The sequence below is a fragment of the Ruegeria sp. HKCCD9138 genome (assembly GCF_057220975.1).
Genome location: NZ_JBWVAZ010000013.1, coordinates 1 through 17,207, shown reverse-complemented (window position 1 = coordinate 17,207; position 17,207 = coordinate 1). Strand labels below are relative to the sequence as shown.

At 58.3% G+C, this 17,207-nt stretch carries 18 protein-coding genes; 10 read left to right on the top strand and 8 right to left on the bottom strand.

The window, feature by feature from the left end; all coding sequences use genetic code 11:
- Positions 1 to 196: 196 nt before the first annotated feature.
- Positions 197 to 1,795: a phosphoenolpyruvate carboxykinase gene (locus AC2TEL_RS18690; RefSeq protein WP_480844187.1), complete on the bottom strand. Its 1,599-nt coding sequence runs from the start codon at positions 1,793 to 1,795 to the stop codon at positions 197 to 199.
- A gap of 346 nt (positions 1,796 to 2,141) precedes the next feature.
- On the opposite strand from AC2TEL_RS18690, the gene AC2TEL_RS18685 reads away from it, so the two are divergent.
- Genes AC2TEL_RS18685 through AC2TEL_RS18655 form a run of 7 tightly spaced genes read left to right on the top strand, consistent with a single transcriptional unit; the run spans position 2,142 to position 7,566 of the window.
- Complete coding sequence (locus AC2TEL_RS18685; protein WP_480844186.1) at positions 2,142 to 2,846, top strand: response regulator transcription factor; 705 nt, start codon at positions 2,142 to 2,144, stop codon at positions 2,844 to 2,846.
- A 32-nt stretch (positions 2,847 to 2,878) separates the two neighbouring features.
- Positions 2,879 to 4,597 carry an ATP-binding protein gene (locus AC2TEL_RS18680; RefSeq protein ID WP_480906080.1) on the top strand — a complete coding sequence of 573 codons (1,719 nt, stop codon included), beginning with the start codon at positions 2,879 to 2,881 and terminating at the stop codon, positions 4,595 to 4,597.
- 4 nt (positions 4,598 to 4,601) lie between these two features.
- A complete protein-coding gene (locus tag AC2TEL_RS18675) occupies positions 4,602 to 5,072 on the top strand; it encodes an HPr kinase/phosphorylase (RefSeq protein ID WP_480906078.1) in 471 nt (156 codons plus the stop codon).
- Positions 5,069 to 5,950 carry an RNase adapter RapZ gene (gene rapZ / locus AC2TEL_RS18670; RefSeq protein ID WP_480906075.1) on the top strand — a complete coding sequence of 294 codons (882 nt, stop codon included), beginning with the start codon at positions 5,069 to 5,071 and terminating at the stop codon, positions 5,948 to 5,950. The genes AC2TEL_RS18675 and rapZ overlap by 4 nt, the downstream gene beginning before the upstream one ends.
- A complete protein-coding gene (locus tag AC2TEL_RS18665; RefSeq protein WP_480844182.1) occupies positions 5,947 to 6,339 on the top strand; it encodes a PTS sugar transporter subunit IIA in 393 nt (130 codons plus the stop codon). The genes rapZ and AC2TEL_RS18665 overlap by 4 nt, the downstream gene beginning before the upstream one ends.
- Before the next feature lie 16 nt (positions 6,340 to 6,355).
- A complete protein-coding gene (locus tag AC2TEL_RS18660) occupies positions 6,356 to 6,625 on the top strand; it encodes an HPr family phosphocarrier protein (RefSeq protein WP_480844181.1) in 270 nt (89 codons plus the stop codon).
- Between the two features lie 41 nt (positions 6,626 to 6,666).
- A complete protein-coding gene (locus AC2TEL_RS18655) occupies positions 6,667 to 7,566 on the top strand; it encodes a lysophospholipid acyltransferase family protein (protein WP_480844180.1) in 900 nt (299 codons plus the stop codon).
- 75 nt (positions 7,567 to 7,641) lie between these two features.
- On the opposite strand, the gene AC2TEL_RS18650 is transcribed toward AC2TEL_RS18655, so the two are convergent.
- Positions 7,642 to 8,517, bottom strand: a complete 876-nt coding sequence (locus tag AC2TEL_RS18650; protein WP_480844179.1) for a 3-hydroxybutyryl-CoA dehydrogenase — start codon at positions 8,515 to 8,517, stop codon at positions 7,642 to 7,644.
- A 164-nt stretch (positions 8,518 to 8,681) separates the two neighbouring features.
- Here AC2TEL_RS18650 and AC2TEL_RS18645 point away from each other — a divergent pair, with 164 nt between their 5' ends.
- On the top strand, positions 8,682 to 9,509 hold the full coding sequence (locus tag AC2TEL_RS18645; protein ID WP_480844178.1) for a DUF6473 family protein: 828 nt from the start codon (positions 8,682 to 8,684) through the stop codon (positions 9,507 to 9,509).
- A 54-nt stretch (positions 9,510 to 9,563) separates the two neighbouring features.
- Here the strand turns inward: AC2TEL_RS18645 and AC2TEL_RS18640 are convergent, their stop codons facing one another.
- The 6 genes from AC2TEL_RS18640 to AC2TEL_RS18615 all read right to left on the bottom strand — a co-directional run bounded on the left by AC2TEL_RS18640 (position 9,564) and on the right by AC2TEL_RS18615 (position 13,798).
- Positions 9,564 to 10,493 carry an electron transfer flavoprotein subunit alpha/FixB family protein gene (locus AC2TEL_RS18640; protein ID WP_480844177.1) on the bottom strand — a complete coding sequence of 310 codons (930 nt, stop codon included), beginning with the start codon at positions 10,491 to 10,493 and terminating at the stop codon, positions 9,564 to 9,566.
- Complete coding sequence (locus tag AC2TEL_RS18635; protein ID WP_480844176.1) at positions 10,493 to 11,251, bottom strand: electron transfer flavoprotein subunit beta/FixA family protein; 759 nt, start codon at positions 11,249 to 11,251, stop codon at positions 10,493 to 10,495. Before AC2TEL_RS18635 ends, AC2TEL_RS18640 begins: the two co-directional genes overlap by 1 nt.
- Before the next feature lie 173 nt (positions 11,252 to 11,424).
- The gene (locus AC2TEL_RS18630; protein WP_480844175.1) at positions 11,425 to 11,997 is read right to left on the bottom strand and encodes a cob(I)yrinic acid a,c-diamide adenosyltransferase; all 573 of its coding nucleotides are present in this window, start codon (positions 11,995 to 11,997) and stop codon (positions 11,425 to 11,427) included.
- Positions 11,998 to 12,189, bottom strand: a complete 192-nt coding sequence (locus AC2TEL_RS18625) for a twin transmembrane helix small protein (RefSeq protein WP_480906072.1) — start codon at positions 12,187 to 12,189, stop codon at positions 11,998 to 12,000.
- A 90-nt stretch (positions 12,190 to 12,279) separates the two neighbouring features.
- A complete protein-coding gene (locus tag AC2TEL_RS18620) occupies positions 12,280 to 13,107 on the bottom strand; it encodes an SDR family NAD(P)-dependent oxidoreductase (protein WP_480906246.1) in 828 nt (275 codons plus the stop codon).
- Positions 13,108 to 13,174: 67 nt separating this feature from the next.
- Positions 13,175 to 13,798 carry an SH3 domain-containing protein gene (locus tag AC2TEL_RS18615; protein ID WP_480906069.1) on the bottom strand — a complete coding sequence of 208 codons (624 nt, stop codon included), beginning with the start codon at positions 13,796 to 13,798 and terminating at the stop codon, positions 13,175 to 13,177.
- Positions 13,799 to 13,997: 199 nt separating this feature from the next.
- Here AC2TEL_RS18615 and AC2TEL_RS18610 point away from each other — a divergent pair, with 199 nt between their 5' ends.
- Both AC2TEL_RS18610 and AC2TEL_RS18605 read left to right on the top strand, forming a co-directional pair.
- Positions 13,998 to 16,346 carry a DNA topoisomerase IV subunit A gene (locus AC2TEL_RS18610; protein WP_480844172.1) on the top strand — a complete coding sequence of 783 codons (2,349 nt, stop codon included), beginning with the start codon at positions 13,998 to 14,000 and terminating at the stop codon, positions 16,344 to 16,346.
- A gap of 99 nt (positions 16,347 to 16,445) precedes the next feature.
- Complete coding sequence (locus tag AC2TEL_RS18605) at positions 16,446 to 17,039, top strand: hypothetical protein (RefSeq protein ID WP_480906066.1); 594 nt, start codon at positions 16,446 to 16,448, stop codon at positions 17,037 to 17,039.
- Positions 17,040 to 17,207: the final 168 nt, after the last annotated feature.

Here is a 17,207-nt window from a genome sequence, read left to right as displayed (position 1 = left end):
TATTCGCAGGAGCTGCCCAAAGGTACCTGACAGACCCGGTCCGACCAAAAAAACCGAACAGGATCATCGTAATGACTAAGTTTGATACCCCATGTCTGCTGGTCGCGCAACTTAATTATAGCGACACACTCGACAATGTGACTGCGTGGATGTTCTCGGCGGCTCGAAAAGGGGCGCTGTGGCCCCTCTTTGCCTCTTACCCGATCGCGACAGCTTTGATGTCTTCGTCGATAAACGGCACGTATTGCTCAAAATTCTCGGCGAACATCTGAACCAGCTTCTCGGCCTGCTTGTCAAAGGCTGCCTGATCGTCCCATGTGCGACGCGGGTCCAGCAGAACTTCGGGAACACCGGGCACGGCAACCGGAACGTCAAAACCGAAATTGGCATCCTTTCGGTATTCGGCATCGGCCAGCGAGCCATCCAGCGCAGCGGTCAGAAGGGCACGGGTGGCCTTGATCGGCATCCGGCTTCCGACACCATATGCACCACCGGTCCAGCCGGTGTTAACCAGCCAGCATGTCGCGCCGTGCTGGGCGATCTTGTCCCGCAGCAGGTTGCCATACGCTTCGGGGCGACGCGGCATGAAAGGTGCACCGAAGCAGGTTGAGAATGTGGGCTGTGGCTCGGTCACGCCGCGCTCGGTGCCCGCAACCTTGGACGTGAAACCCGACAGGAAATGGTACATCGCTTGCGCAGGCGTCAGCCGAGCGATCGGAGGCAGAACCCCAAACGCATCGCATGTCAGCATGATGATGTTCTTTGGATGGCCCCCAAGCGCGGTCTTGGACGCGTTCGAGATGTATTCCAGCGGATAGGCGCACCGCATGTTCGCGGTCAGCGAGTCGTCGTCGAAATCCAGTTCCTTGGTTTCGGGATCGAAGACCATGTTCTCGATAACCGTTCCGAATTTCGAGGTTGTCGCATAAATCTCGGGTTCGGCCTCGGCGTTCAGGTTGATGGTCTTGGCATAGCAGCCGCCTTCGAAGTTGAATGTGCCGCGGTCCGACCAGCCGTGTTCGTCATCGCCGATCAACACACGTGACGGATCAGCCGACAACGTGGTTTTACCGGTGCCCGACAGTCCGAAGAATACGGCGGTATCGACCGGGTTGCCAACGGCGTGGTTGGCCGAGCAGTGCATCGGCATCACGCCTTTTTCAGGCAGCATGTAGTTCAGCAGGGTGAAAACGGACTTCTTGTTCTCACCCGCATACTCTGTGCCACCGATCAGGATCAGTTTGCGGTCGAAGTTCAGCGCGATCACGGTTTCGCTGCGACAGTTGTGCTTGGCTGGATCTGCCTTAAAGCTCGGGCAGTTGATGACGGTGAAATCGGCCACGAACTCGTCCAGATCCTCACGATCCGGGCGGCGCAGCAGGTGGCGGATGAAGAGGTTGTGCCAGGCCATTTCGGTGACCATGCGCACATTGATCGCATAAGCTGGATCGGCTCCGCCAACGAGATCCTGCACGAAATAGTCGCGACCCTTCATATGGGCCAGCATGTCTTCATAAAGCGCATCGAACCCTTCGGGGCTCATCTCTGCATTGTTTTCCCACCAAATGCTGTCGGCAACGCTATCTGTCTTGACGACGTGCTTGTCCTTGGGTGAACGACCGGTGAACTTGCCGGTGGTCACCAGAAAGGCACCACCATTGCCGAGCGTACCTTCGCCGCGCTTCAGCGCTTCTTCGATCAGCGCCGGTTCCATGAAGTTGTAATAGACATGTCCCAGACCCTCGATGCCCTGATCCTCGAGGCGGAATTGCGGGTTAACCCGTCCAGATGTCATGTGTGTCTTCTCCTGTGGCGGCGCGGCGGCAGTTGGGGCCGGGTGCGCTCTTGGGGCATTCATGCCGGAATGTCCGGCGGACAGGGCCTCTTATCACGGTCGTTTGGGGCATGAACAGGACGGTTTGGCGCAGTTAGCGCAACCAAGCTAAGGTTTAGCGCCACCAAGTTTTTCCTGCCGGAAAACCCGGCAGATTCTTGGGGGTATCAAGGCAAATTTGCCGCATACCTGCCCCAACAAAGGCACGATTCGCAGTTACGGATTGATTCGGCGTCTTAAAACCGCCAACAATGCCTTACAAAAAAGCGTATTATTGCGCGAGTGAGCAGGAATAGGGGTGAACCCGATGTCAAAGATTGCACTGGTGGACGACGACAGAAACATTCTGACGTCCGTGTCCATGACACTCGAAGCCGAAGGGTTTGAGGTCGAAACCTATAACGACGGGCAGGCCGCGCTGGACGCGTTCAACAAGAAGCTGCCGGACATGGCCGTGCTGGATATCAAGATGCCGCGCATGGATGGCATGGATCTGCTGCAGCGCCTGCGGCAGAAAACCCAGATGCCGGTCATTTTTCTGACGTCCAAGGACGATGAGATTGACGAAGTCCTGGGGCTGCGCATGGGCGCAGATGACTATGTCAAAAAGCCTTTCTCACAACGCTTGCTGGTCGAACGGATCCGCGCCCTGTTGCGGCGGCAGGAAGCCACCGAAGGCGATGTGGCGAATACCAACACAGGTGACGCAAAGGTGATGGAACGCGGCGAGCTGCGGATGGATCCCCTGCGACACGCGGTGAGCTGGAAAGGTGCTGATGTATCGCTGACGGTGACTGAATTCCTGCTATTGCAGGCGCTGGCACAACGTCCGGGTTTCGTCAAAAGCCGGGATCAGCTGATGGACGTGGCCTACGACGATCAGGTCTATGTGGATGACCGGACGATTGACAGCCACATCAAGCGCCTGCGCAAGAAAATGCGTGCCGCCGATCCGGAATTTTCGGCAATCGAGACTTTGTACGGTATCGGATATCGGTATAACGAAGAGTAGACGCGACCGTTTTTAAGGGGTGGTAGGGTCTCGTGCGCGATACCGAACAATCCAGCGAATTTCGCGACGGTGACGTCGTACTTGGGGATGACTGGGTCATTCCCCAGGATCCTGACTCTGCAGAACTGAATGCAAAGCGGTCAAGGCGCAATCTGTTCTCCCTGCGCAGATCGCCACTTGCCCGCAGGATCATCACGTTCAATCTGATCGCCTTGGTCATTCTGGTGGCCGGGCTGCTTTATCTGGATAATTCCCGCGAACAAAGGGTGCAGCAGACGGCACGCAATCTGATCGGCGATGCAAAACTGGTCAGCAACGTTTTTGAAACCCAGCTGCGTCAGCCGTTGGTTTCAGGTAGCGGCGAGGCTATCGCACTGGATGTACGTGACACGCTTTCGGGGCTCAGCTTGCCGGAAGGTGGCGAGGTGTTTGTCTATGATGGCACCGGTACTCTGATTGGCTGGACACGAGGGGCGACGCCCGCGTCCGAACTGCCTGTCCTGCTTCGTACGGATCGTAACGCGGCGACCGGAAGCACATTGATCAGCGATGCGCTGAATGCAGTCTGGATGGGCGTGCATACAATCTTTAGCCGTGCGCCGGAAGGCGAGGCTCCGACACTGGCACAGCGCGTACAGGAGATTATCCCCAAAACGCTTGCGGGGGACGTGCAGGTTCAGACAGTGCTGGATGACGCAGGCGATACCGTTATCGTGGCCGTCGCACCGATCTTGCTGGAAGGCGCACCCGTCGGTGCCGTCGCGATGGCGGGACCCGCCGGAGAGATCGATGCCCTGGCCCGGCAGGAGCAGGAGCGGATCCTGCAGATGTTTATCGTGGCGCTGCTTGTTTCTATCGGACTCAGTCTGGTTCTGGCATCTACCATTGCCAACCCGCTGGCAGATCTGGCCTCGGCAGCCGAGATCGGCAAGGATCGTGGTTCGAGCGTCAATCCGGGTCGCATTCGCATCCCGGATCTTAGTGCTCGTCCGGATGAAATCGGTCGCCTCAGCCGGGCTCTGCGCGGGATGGTGACTGCACTCTATAACCGGATCGATGCGAACGAACAGTTCGCTGCCGATGTGGCCCATGAAATCAAGAACCCGTTGGCCAGTCTGCAGTCCGCAGTTGGCACATTGCGCATGGTCAAACGTGATGATCAGCGCGAAAAACTGCTGGGTGTCATCGAGCACGATGTGCGCCGGCTGGATCGGCTTGTCAGCGATATTTCGAACGCTTCCCGTCTGGATGCGGAACTTGTCAAGGAAGAGGAGCAGCCGTTTGACCTGCTGAAACTCCTCGACAATATCGGTCAGTTCCTGGGCGAGGATGCACGCTCGAAAGGTATCGAATATATCACCGACCTGCCATCCGATCCCATCGTGATCAACGGGCTCGAGGCGCGGCTGGCGCAGGTCTTTGTAAACCTGATCACCAACGCAATCTCATTCTGCCAGGAAAACGATGCAATTCGCGTCTGGGTGCGCCAGCGTGACAAAAGGGTCTTGATCGTGGTCGAAGATACCGGACCCGGCATTCCCGATCAGGCGCTGACCAAAGTGTTCAAGCGGTTCTATTCGGAACGGCCCGAGGAGCATTTCGGCAATAACTCGGGCCTGGGCCTGGCTATCTCCAAACAGATTGTCGAGGCACATGGCGGTGTGATCTGGGCCGAGAACATCCGCCCGACCGAAGCGGACATCACGTCAGATCCGCTGGGCGCGCGGTTTGTCGTAGGACTTCCCGTGTAGGCTCATGGATGCGCAATCTCTGACAGAAACCACCGGTCAGGATAGGGCCTGTATTCACGCGACCTGCGTGTCCGTTCATGGGAATGGTGTGTTGATCGTGGGGCCGTCCGGCTCGGGCAAGTCCGGCTTGGCGCTGCAACTTATGGCGCTCGGGGCGCAGTTGGTTGGCGATGACCGGGTCGATCTGAGTATGCAGGCGGGCAAGGTCATGGCAGACGCAAAACAGCCGATCCGCGGCCTGATCGAGGCGCGCGGTATCGGGCTATTGCGCGCGGACCCGGCGGGGCCGGTTCCCTTGTCTTACGTCGTCGATCTGGGGCAAGCGGAACCCCGCCGTCTGCCCGAACCGACCCATGTTCACCTCCTGAGGCAAACTGTTCCCTTGCTTCGTGCTGCAGACACGCCCAATTTGGCTGCAGCGTTGGTTCAACTTGTGAAAATGGGGTGTGTGGACCCGCAATGGCCGAACACATGACATCGCAACGTCGCATCGTTTTGGTAACGGGACCATCCGGTGCGGGACGCTCGACAGCGATCCATGTCCTGGAAGACCTTGGTTTTGAAGCAATCGACAATTTGCCCATGGGTCTTTTGTCCCGATTGCTCGACGGCTCTGACGATGCCCGGCCCATGGCGTTGGGGATTGACGCGCGCAACCGGGACTTTTCGACCATCGGATTTATCGAACTGGCTGCACGGCTGGGGCGGATGGAGAATGTCGATCTGACCACGCTCTACTTGGACTGTAGCGACGAGGTATTGCTGCGGCGGTTTTCCGAAACCCGAAGGCGCCACCCGGTCGCCGCAAATGCCAGTCCGGAAACGGGCGTTCGGCAGGAAAAAGAACTGCTGCAACCGATCCGCGAAATTGCGGATACACTGATCGACACGAGTTCCCTGAACATTCACCAATTGCGCGAAGAGGTCGAGCATTGGTTTGCCCCCCGAGGCGGGCGTCATCTGGCCGTATCCATCGAGTCTTTTTCCTACAAGCGGGGCTTACCACGTGGGTTGGACATGGTTTTTGACTGCCGGTTTTTGGCCAATCCCTACTGGCGTCCGGAGTTGCGGGCAGAGGATGGTCGAAATCCGGATGTGGCGGGCTATGTTCAGTCCGATACGAACTATGCAGCGTTCTTTGACAGGGTCGTTGACCTGCTGATCCAGCTGCTGCCCGCCTTTCGGGCGGAAGGCAAGGCACACCTGTCCGTGGCTTTCGGTTGCACTGGCGGGCAGCACAGGTCAGTTGCAATGGCGGAAGCGGTTGCAAAGGCTCTTGCAGAACAGGGGCAGCAGGTGTCAATTAGGCACCGCGAAATGGAACGTCGATCGTTGAATGTGAGGCCGGGTTGATCGGGATCGTAATTGTAGCTCATGGCGGACTGGCGCAGGAGTATCTGGCCGCGACCCAGCACGTGGTTGGCATGCAACCCGGGCTGGTAGCCGTTCCGATCGAGGCCGATCACAATCGTGAGGAAAAACAGGAAGAGATCTGCAGCGCCGCTGACGAGGTCGACGTTGGCGACGGTGTCGTGGTGGTGACCGACCTTTATGGCGGCAGCCCATCCAACCTCAGTTTGCGGGCCTGCGCGCCGCAGGATCGGCGAATCCTTTACGGGGCGAACCTGCCCATGTTGATAAAATTGGCTAAAAGTCGCCACTTGCCGGTGGCGGAAGCCGTGCGTCTGGCCCTGGAATCTGGTCGCAAATACATCAATGCACAAAACGTGACGCTGGACTAAGACCGGGTTAATTGAAATGGCCAACCGAAGCTTGAAAATCATTAATGAAAAAGGACTTCACGCCCGCGCCTCAGCCAAGCTGGTCGAAGTGGTCGAAGGCTTTGACGCAAGGGCAGAGGTGTCCAGAGACGGACTTTCTGCCTCGGGCGACAGTATCATGGGTCTTTTGATGTTGGCAGCGTCGCGCGGAACCACTATTGACGTCGAGACGTCCGGCCCGGATGCTGAGGCGTTGGCAGAAGCTTTGGAAACTCTGGTGAACGACAAGTTCGGCGAAGGGTTCTGACCGCAGATCTGCCGCGGAAAATTGGACGGGAAGACCAGGAATTGGCGGAAACCACGCACGATACCAAGACAGGCCCGGTCGTGGATCAAAGCCCTGATCAAGGCGAAATCTACGATCGCAAAACCCTGACTTACGCAAACTCGTTTGACGACGCCTGGACTGCAACAGCCATTCGCGCCATCGAATGGTGTACCGGCAAGCTGACCATCCTGCGCATGGTCAACAAGTTCGAGAAGCAGAACGAGCATTACCGTGGTCAGAAGTTCTGGGGCGGTGCGCTCAAGACAATGGGGATCGACCTGACAACCCCGGCGGAGCAGATCGCCCGTATTCCCAGCGAAGGACCGGTCGTGGTTGTCGCCAATCACCCGCATGGCATGGTCGACGGAATGATCCTTGCGGAACTGATCGGCCGCGTTCGAAGTGATTATCGCATTCTGACCCGCTCGGTCCTGACCGGCCTCGACGAGGCGGCGACGTCATTCATGATTCCCGTTCCCTTTCCGCACGACCCCGAAGCCCAATCCAAGATGCTGGAAATGCGGGGCAAGGCGATGGACCATCTCAAGAACGGCGGTGTCGTCGCCCTGTTCCCGTCCGGTGTTGTCATGTCGTCCGACAACTGGTTCGGCCCGGCAATCGAGCGTGAGTGGAATGTGTTCACCGCCAAGATGATCCGCCGCTCCGGCGCGCGCGTCGTTCCGATCTTTTTCCCTGGCTGCAACTCGCGCTGGTACCAGATTGCCAACCGCCTGTCGCCGATCCTGCGTCAGGGACTGCTGCTGCACGAAATCGTCCGGTCTTGCAACAAGCCGCAATCCCCGGTCATCGGCGATCCTGTTTCGGACGAGGATATGGCCTTGCTGGAACGCGATCCACGGGGATTCATGGCCTGGCTCAGACAGCACACCCTGTCACTGGGCCAATCGACCAAAAACTGATCCGCTTCTTCATCTGGCCAAAAATATCCCGGGGGTGAGCCCGGATGAAATCCGGGCGAGGGGGCTGGCCCCTTATTAACGTGTCGGAACCGGCACTTCGCCACGATAGTCATAGAACCCGCGCTGCGTCTTGCGACCCAGCCACCCGGCCTCTACATATTTCGTCAGCAATGGGCAGGGGCGATACTTGGTGTCTGCCAACCCGTCATGCAGCACGTTCATGATCGCCAGGCAGGTGTCCAGTCCAATGAAATCCGCCAGCTCCAGCGGCCCCATAGGATGGTTTGCCCCCAGCTTCATTGATTGGTCGATGGACTGAACGCTGCCAACACCTTCGTAGAGCGTATAGACGGCCTCGTTTATCATCGGCATCAGGATACGATTTACGATGAAGGCTGGAAAATCTTCGGCACTTGCTGCGGTTTTGCCCAGCTTGTCCACTACGGCCTTGCAGGCATTAAACGTCGCCTCATCTGTGGCGATACCGCGAATCAATTCCACCAGCTGCATCACCGGCACAGGGTTCATGAAGTGAAATCCCATGAACCGCTCGGGCCGGTCCGTCCGGCTGGCGAGGCGGGTAATCGAGATCGAAGACGTGTTCGAGGTCAAGATCGTGTGCGGCAGCAGATGCGGCTGCAGGTCTTCAAAAATCGCCTGCTTGACGGTTTCCCGCTCGGTTGCGGCTTCGATCACCAGATCGGTCTTCCCCAGATCCGACAGATTCAGCGTAGTGGTAATGCGCCCCAGTGCCGATTGTACATCACTGTCGGTAATCTTGCCGCGCGATGCCTGGCGCGCCAGGTTCGCTTCGATTGTCGCCAAGGCGCTGTCCAGCGCCTCCTGGCTGATGTCGTTCAGCAGTACGTCGTATTCCGCCAATGCCAGGACATGAGCGATACCGTTGCCCATCTGGCCAGCGCCGATCACTCCGACTGTTTTTACGTCCATGTCCTGGTGCCCCTGTTCGCAGAATACGGCGACATTATCGGCAGTTCCGGCCCGGCGGCAAGGGGATCGGGACCGTGAAATTCGCTTCAAATGCGCGCATTAAGGAATCTGCAAGACATAAGGCTGCAAGATGGCAACCGGGTGATGAAAACTGGGTGATTGATATGAGCTACCAACCAATCGGTGCGGGTGGTCCCGCAGAATCCGCTTGTCATTATGGCGCCTCGCATTTGGCGTTTCGGGCACCGCAACGCTCGATCGAGCGTCCCTACATAGCCTGTATCGGCGGAGATGAGACGTTCGGCCGGTTTGTGGAGCAGCCTTTCCCCGCCATTCTCGAGCGTCAACTCGACATGCGTTGCATCAACTTCGGCAGTTTGTTTTGCGGAGCCGAAGCCCTTTGCCGGGATGCGGGCTTGCTTGAACTTGCAAACGCGGCCGAGCTTTGCGTGCTTCAGGTTCCCGGTGTTTTGGGGCAATCGAACCGGTACTATCGGGTGCATCCGCGGCGAAATGATCGTTTCCTGAAGCCCGCGCGAGACCTGGTTGAACTTTATCCCGAGATGGATTTTACCGACGTTCATTTTGTGCGGCATCTTGTAAATCGATTGAATAGCCACTCGGACGCTCGCTTCGACCTGGTTGCAGATGAACTTCGGCAAAGCTGGCGAACCAAGCTTACGTCGTTTCTAGGGAAAGTCTCGTCGCCCGTTATTCTGCTTTGGCTTGAGGTAACCGCCGGACATGCGGATTGCTTCATCGGCAAACCGACTGACAATCCAGTCACGGTTGATGCGTCGATGTTTCAATCTGTTGCGGCGTTATGTACGCAATCGGTCGCGCTTCAGGTTAACGTGTCCGGGGCGTCGGACGAACTGGAGGATATGCTGTTCGGTACTCTGCAGCAGCCGATGGCGGAGTGCATGATTGGGCCCGCTACGCATCGCAGGATTGCCGGGGCTTTGACAGGCACAATTCGGGATTTGATATGAAAAAGGCCCGCTGCTGGGCGGGCCTTGTCAGGATTTCTTTGAATCCTTGTATTGTCAGCCGAGTTTTTCGGTGAGTTCCGGCACGGCGTCGAACAGGTCGGCGACCAGACCGAAGTCCGCAACCTGGAAGATCGGGGCTTCTTCGTCCTTGTTGATCGCAACGATGACCTTGGAGTCCTTCATACCTGCCAGGTGCTGGATCGCACCTGAGATGCCGACGGCGACGTACAGATCCGGGGCAACAACCTTTCCGGTCTGACCCACCTGCCAGTCGTTCGGAGCGTAACCCGAGTCGACTGCGGCACGCGACGCGCCAACAGCCGCACCCAGCTTGTCCGCCAGGCCTTCGATCAGTTTGAAGTCCTCTTCCGAGCCTACGCCACGGCCGCCCGAGACAACTGCGCCGGCCGATGTCAGTTCGGGGCGGTCGCTCTCGGCCACCTTGTCCTCGACCCACTCGGACAGGCCCGGGTTGTCGCCGACCGAGATGGTCTCGACCGGGGCCGAGCCGCCTTCGCCCGCAGCGTCAAAGCTGGCGGTCCGGATGGTGACGACTTTCTTGGCGTCGTTCGATTTCACGGTCTGGATCGCGTTGCCCGCATAGATCGGACGCTCGAACGTCGAGCCGTCAACGACACCGGAGGCATCCGAAACAACCATTACGTCCAGTAGAGCTGCGACACGTGGCATCACGTTCTTGGCGTCGGTGGTGGCGGGTGCAACGATGTGCTCGTAACCGTCGGCCAGACCCACGATCAGCGCGGCAGTGGATTCCGCCAGACGGTGGCCCAGCGATGCGTCTTCGGCTACCAGAACCTTGGACACACCGTCGATCTTTGCTGCGGCCTCACCGGCTGCAGCAGCAGAACCGCCTGCGGCCAGAACGGTGATGTCGCCCAGCGATTTGACGGCAGAGACAGCCTTGGCGGTGGCGTCCACAGACAGCTCACCATTGTTGACTTCAGCAAGCAGAAGTACAGCCATTACACAGCCCCCGCTTCTTTGAGTTTCTCGACCAGCTCGTCGACCGAGCCCACAATGATGCCTGCGGCGCGCGCCGGCGGCTCTTCGGTCTTGACGACCTCGAGGCGCGGTGTGACGTCGACGCCGTAATCGGCGGCAGTTTTCTCATCCAGCGGCTTTTTCTTCGCCTTCATGATGTTGGGCAGCGACGCATAGCGCGGCTCGTTCAGGCGCAGGTCGACGGTCACGATGGTCGGCATCTTGACGCTGATGGTCTGCAGACCGCCATCCACCTCGCGGGTGATCTTGGCGCTGTCGCCTTCGATGTCCAGCTCGGACGCGAAGGTGCCTTGCGACCAGCCCAGCAGGGCCGACAACATCTGGCCGGTGGCGTTCATGTCATTGTCGATCGCCTGCTTGCCCGCCAAAACGATACCGGGCTGTTCTTCCTCGACCACTTTGGCCAGGATCTTGGCAACGGCCAGCGGCTCGATGTCCTGATGGACGTCATCGGCAGCGACAACCAGAATGGCGCGGTCGGCGCCCATGGCCAGTGCGGTGCGCAGGGTTTCCTGCGCCTGCTTCACGCCGATCGAAACGGCAACGACTTCGTCAGCCTTGCCCGCTTCTTTCAGGCGGATTGCTTCTTCCACGGCGATTTCGTCGAAGGGGTTCATCGACATTTTGACATTGGCGAGATCAACACCGCTCCCGTCCGCCTTCACGCGAACCTTCACGTTGTAGTCGATCACGCGCTTGACAGGCACAAGTACCTTCATTTTTGCGTATGCTCCTTACAAAAACGGCAAGCCGCGATGCGACTCCACCAATGCTCTCGCCGCGTTTGATAGCGGGTCATTGCGACTCGCAACAGGGCAAAATCGTCACGTCATGGCTCCGGGACGTCGCGTTTTGTCATTTTCTGTCTCGGGGACCGCCGGATAGGGCAGGATCAGCGGTTGGCGCCAGGGATCCACAACACGTCATCGCGCCCGCCGTTATTGGCGCAACGCGCGGCAACAAAGAACCAGTCGCTGAGACGGTTGAGGTATTTCACAGCAACTTCGTTCACCGGTTCCATATTGGTCAACTCGACGGCCAGTCGTTCCGCGCGGCGCGACACCGTGCGGCATACATGCAGATGTGCGGCCAATCGTGTTCCGCCGGGCAGGATGAAACTGCGCAGAGGCTCCAGCGATTCGTTCATGGCGTCGATTTCCGCCTCTAGCCGATCAATCTGGGCTGAAACGATGCGTAAGGGCGGGTAGTCAGCCTCGGCATCCTTTTCCATGTCAGGGCGGCAGAAATCCGCGCCGAGATCGAACAAGTCATTCTGAATGCGCGCCAAGGCCGCGTCGATATCGCCCTCGGCCTCGGTGCGGGCGACGCCGACAAAGGCGTTCAACTCGTCCACGGTGCCGTATGCGGTCACGCGACCCGAGTACTTGGCCACTCGTTCACCGTTGCCGAGGGCGGTTTTGCCGTCGTCGCCGGTGCGTGTGTAAATCTTGTTGAGAACGACCATCTACTGAACTCCCTGTCCGCGCAAATAGACGTAGAGCACGATCAGCACCACGGCAATGAATTGAAACAGGATACGCAAGCGCATCATCTTGTTGCTTTTCTTGGCAGCGGCCATGCCGCCCTTGCCGAAATTGGCAATGCCAAGGGCCAGAACGACGACGACCGCCGCCATGGCCAGAAGCAGTACGACCATCAGTAGGTCCACGATTACACCGTCCGCGTTGTTGTTTCTGTCGCACTCATCTAGACCCGTCGGGCCAAAAAGCGAACAAGTTATTTTGCCTCAGACAGCCGAGAGAATACGATCGATCGCACGTGTTGGCAGAATACGGCGCAAATAGCCGGCAATATAAGTCGGCGTTGTCACGTAATAGCGTTCGCGGGGACGTTTTGATTCAACCGCGTGGGCCAGTTTAAGAGTCACGGCCGAAGCTGGCAGTTCGAAGCGGTCGGGCCCAGAGGATTCGTAGAGGCGTTTCAGCAGCGATGACTCGTATTTCTGTCGCAACGCAGAGTTTTCCCAATCAATGAACCGCTCGAATATCGGGATCGCGTTTTCGCGGAGTTTTGTCTTAATGGGGCCGGGTTCGATCAGGATGACCTTGATGTCCGTGCCGCATAGTTCCAACCGCAATGTGTCGGTCAAACCTTCGACCGCGTATTTGGTGGCAACGTAGGCCCCGCGCCAGGGAAAGGCCACCAGACCCAGAACCGACGAATTCTGAACAATACGCCCGTGTCCTTGTGCCCGCATGACCGGAATGACCTGCCGGGTCAGTTCGTGCCAGCCAAAAACGTTGGTTTCAAAGATATGGCGAAGGCCGTCAGTCGGAACATCCTCCACCGCTCCGGGCAGTCCATGCGCGCCGTTGTTGAAAAGGGCGTCCAATGTTCCACCGGTGGCCTCCAGAACCTCGGCCAGACCTGACGCGATGCTTTCGGCGTTGGTGTAATCGATCAGCGGGCTGTCAAAGCCCTGCGCGCGCAACCGGTCGCAGTCGCCTTGTTGGCGGCACGAGGCAAAAACGCGCCAGCCCCGCGCACGCATCCCATGCGCTGCGTCCTGACCGATCCCGGATGAACAGCCTGTAATGAGAATGGATTTCTGCATGTCATTTCCGTACCTGAACTCAGCCATAGCTATGGTGAGCTTTGGGTCAGGGCAATGACGGCGGTCGTCAGTTTGTGGATTTGCTGACCAGAGACTCGGAAATCCATCCCACCTGTTGCGCAGGCAACACGCGCAAGCGCAACCAGCCGGTGCCCGATTCGCCAAGGACTTCGACCTTCTGGCCCAGTTGGACCTTGCCGATGATGGGGTAGATTGTGCCGGGCCCGTCGCGCACGTTTACGCGCGTGCCCGAAACTTCACGAATGTCTTGTTTGGGTTCTTCCGGTATCACCTCGGTCTGCGCGGGTTCATCGTCCGCCGTCGGTGCGACTTGTCGCAACCCCGCCACTCCGTCTTCCAGTGAGGCCAGCGTGAAGCTTGCGCCTTGATCGTCAAATGCCGAAATCTGGGAGAACCCATTGAGACTTGGTAGTTCTTCAACGACAACCTCGCCTGCAGCAGTAACAGTCGGTTCCGGTAGTGTTCGAACTGTGGCTGTCCGTGCGGCGACGTAGGTCACCAGATCTGTGGCCTGGGGTTCTACATCGCGCGTCGGGGTTTGTTTTTGCACTGTTGCCATGCGTACAGGTTGCTCGGCACGCATACCGCGCGGCTCAAAATCCGGTCCGCCGCTAATAACGTAAAAGCACCAGCCGAGCAGGGCAAAAGTAACGACAATAAGGCGCGTCATGGCGCATCCCCCGGGTAATCGAACATACAAATTCAGCAGCATTCCAATGGAGTAGAGGATACCATAATCCGGCCCATGTGTCGAAAAACCGGGGAAATCCGGGACTTGCCTCCCCCTGTTGCAAAAAGCGCGACTTGTCCCCAGCAAAATATGTGCTGCTTGCTTTACCAAGGCGCACTTGCGGCGTATCACATCATATATGAACGATACGATCGACGACCCCAACATGGAGGCCCCCGAGAACGGGGGCGAAGTAGCCGAGCCGCTGCGCCGCGCAATCGGCGAACGCTATTTGACCTATGCGCTCAGCACGATCATGCACCGTGCCCTTCCGGACGCGCGCGACGGGTTGAAGCCGGTTCACCGGCGAATCCTCTATGCAATGCGCGAACTGCGTCTGAGCGCAACAGGCGGGTTCCGTAAGTCGGCGAAGATCTCGGGCGACGTGATGGGTAACTATCACCCGCACGGGGACGCCGCGATCTATGATGCGATGGCGCGTCTGGCGCAGGACTTCAACGTCCGCTACCCGCTGGTCGACGGGCAGGGAAACTTTGGCAATATCGACGGTGATAACCCGGCGGCCTCACGATACACCGAGGCGCGGATGACCATCGTGGCCGAAGCGTTGCTTGAGGGGTTGAACGAGGACGCGGTCGATTTTCGCGACAACTATGATGGCACGTTGACCGAGCCGGTCGTGCTGCCTGCGCAGTTCCCGAATCTGCTGGCCAACGGCGCCAGCGGTATCGCGGTGGGCATGGCGACAAACATCCCGCCGCATAACATCTCGGAACTGTGCGACGCCTGTCTGCATCTGATCAAGACGCCGGATGCGCGCGACGACACTCTGTTGAATTATGTCCCCGGCCCGGATTTCCCGACCGGCGGCGTAATCGTCGAGCCGCCCGAGAACATCGCGCAGGCCTATCGCACCGGGCGCGGTTCGTTCCGCCTGCGCTGTAAGTATGAGGTCGAGGATCTGGGTCGTGGACAGTGGCAGATCATCGTCACCGAGATCCCGTATCAGGTTCAGAAATCCAAGCTGATCGAAAAGATCGCGGAACTGATTCAGACCAAGAAAATCCCGATCCTCGCCGATGTGCGCGACGAATCCGCTGATGACATCCGACTGATCCTCGAACCGCGTTCCAAGAACGTGGACCCCGAGGTGCTGATGGGCATGCTTTATCGCAACTCGGACCTCGAGGTGCGGTTCAGCCTGAACATGAACGTGCTGATCGACGGGGTGACGCCCAAGGTCTGCTCGATGAAGGAAGTGCTGCGCGCTTTCCTTGATCACCGGCAAGAGGTGCTGCTGCGTCGCTCGCGTCACCGCATGGCCAAGATCGACCATCGGCTGGAAGTGTTGGAGGGCTTTATCGTCGCCTTCCTCAACCTCGACCGTGTGATCGACATCATCCGTTATGACGACGATCCCAAGGCCGCGCTTATGCGCGAGGATTGGGGCATCGATCATATCCGCGCAACCAGCGAAGCCGACTATGTCTCGCCCAAGCCGGGTGAGGGCGAACTGTCCGAGGTTCAGGTCGACGCGATCCTGAACATGCGTCTGCGCAGCCTGCGTCGCCTGGAAGAGATGGAGTTGGTCCGCGAGCGAGATGAATTGATGCTTGAGCGGGCCAATCTCGAAGACTTGCTGGCCGATCCCGCCTTGCAGTGGGCGAAGATCGCCGAGCAATTAAAAGAGACCAAGAAAACCTTCGGTAAAGACTATGAAGGTGGCGCGCGGCGTACCCAGTTTGCCGAGGCAGGCAACGTCGAAGAAGTGCCGCTTGAGGCGATGATCGACAAGGAACCGATCACTGTCGTTTGCTCTCAGATGGGCTGGATTCGCGCCATGACCGGCCATATTGACCTGACCCGCGAACTGAAATTCAAGGACGGCGACGGCCCGCGTTTCATCTTTCATGCCGAAACTACCGACCGCCTGCTTGTCTTTGCCTCGAACGGGCGATTCTACACGGTCAGCGCCGCAAACCTGCCGGGCGGGCGCGGCATGGGTGAGCCCCTGCGCCTGATGGTCGACCTGCCGAACGAGGCGCAGATTGTCGACATTTTGATACACAAGGCGGGGCGCAAACTGCTGGTGGCCTCGGACGCGGGCAATGGGTTCATTGTCCCTGAGGATGAGGTTCTGGCGCAGACCCGGAACGGCAAGCAGGTGCTGAACGTCAAGACCGATGAGATGGCGATGATCTGCAAGCCTGTAGAGGGCGATCATGTGGCCGTTGTTTCTCAAAACGGAAAATTCCTGGTTTTTCCGATCTCCGAGCTGCCGGAAATGACACGCGGCAAAGGGGTGCGCCTGCAGAAATACAATATGGCGCGCGGACGGCAGGGGACCCTGGAGCTGGACGGTGGCTTGTCGGACATCACCACATTCGCTTGGGAAGAGGGCCTGAAATGGTCGATGGGTGGTGACAAGACACGCCACGAGGCCGACTTGACCCAATGGCTGGCCAAGCGTGCCGGAGTAGGCAAAAAGCCACCATATGGCTTCCCGCGAGACTATAAGTTTTCGTGATCTGGTTGCCACGGCTGTGAATTTCCGCCGATACGGCTTTGCACAGGCCGTATCGGTGCGCTACATCCAAAAAAAATCTGGCCTATCGAGACGAGACACATGTTGCGCATTCTGACCCTGATCACCGGACTTGCCCTGATGGGCGCATGCACACAGACGCAGGTTTATGAAGAGCCGGAGAGTCTTGGCGAATTCAAACTGCGCGTGAACTATGCGTTTGCTGAAAAAGCGAAAAAGGGTCCGGTGTCGCGGGATGCAACTTCCAAGGAGTGGGAGAATGCGATCCAGAACGCGGTCGATATTCGCCTGGGCCGCTACGAAGGCGCTCAGGAGTACGACATCGGTATCAGCCTGGAGGGCTACATGCTCGCGCCTCCTGGAATCCCGGTGATCTATAACCCCAAAAGCACCGCCATCGTCCTGGTGAACGTCTATGACGTGAACAAGAAAGAGTTCCTGGCCAAGGGCAAACAGTTCCAGGTCCTGGAAGATACGACCAGCGAAAGCGCTGTCGCGGGATCGGGCCATTCCCGAACAAAAGAAGAGCAGATGAGCGGGCTGGCATTGAAAGTCGCCGACCGTGTCGAGGAATGGCTGGCAGCTGAACACAAGGACAATGGCTGGTTCGACAGGCGCCCGGACCTGATCCAGCCGCTGGAATCCGACGAACTCACGCGAAATCCGGCGTCATAACCGGCTTTTCCCTCAGGATGTGCTTGATTTTCCCCTTTGAACCAAATATCTCGCGCGCGCAGATGTAACCACGGGACCAAGGGTCCCCCAAATCGCAAAAGGGCGCCTGAGGAATGGCAAAGGAAAAGTTTGAGCGTACAAAACCGCACGTCAACATCGGCACGATTG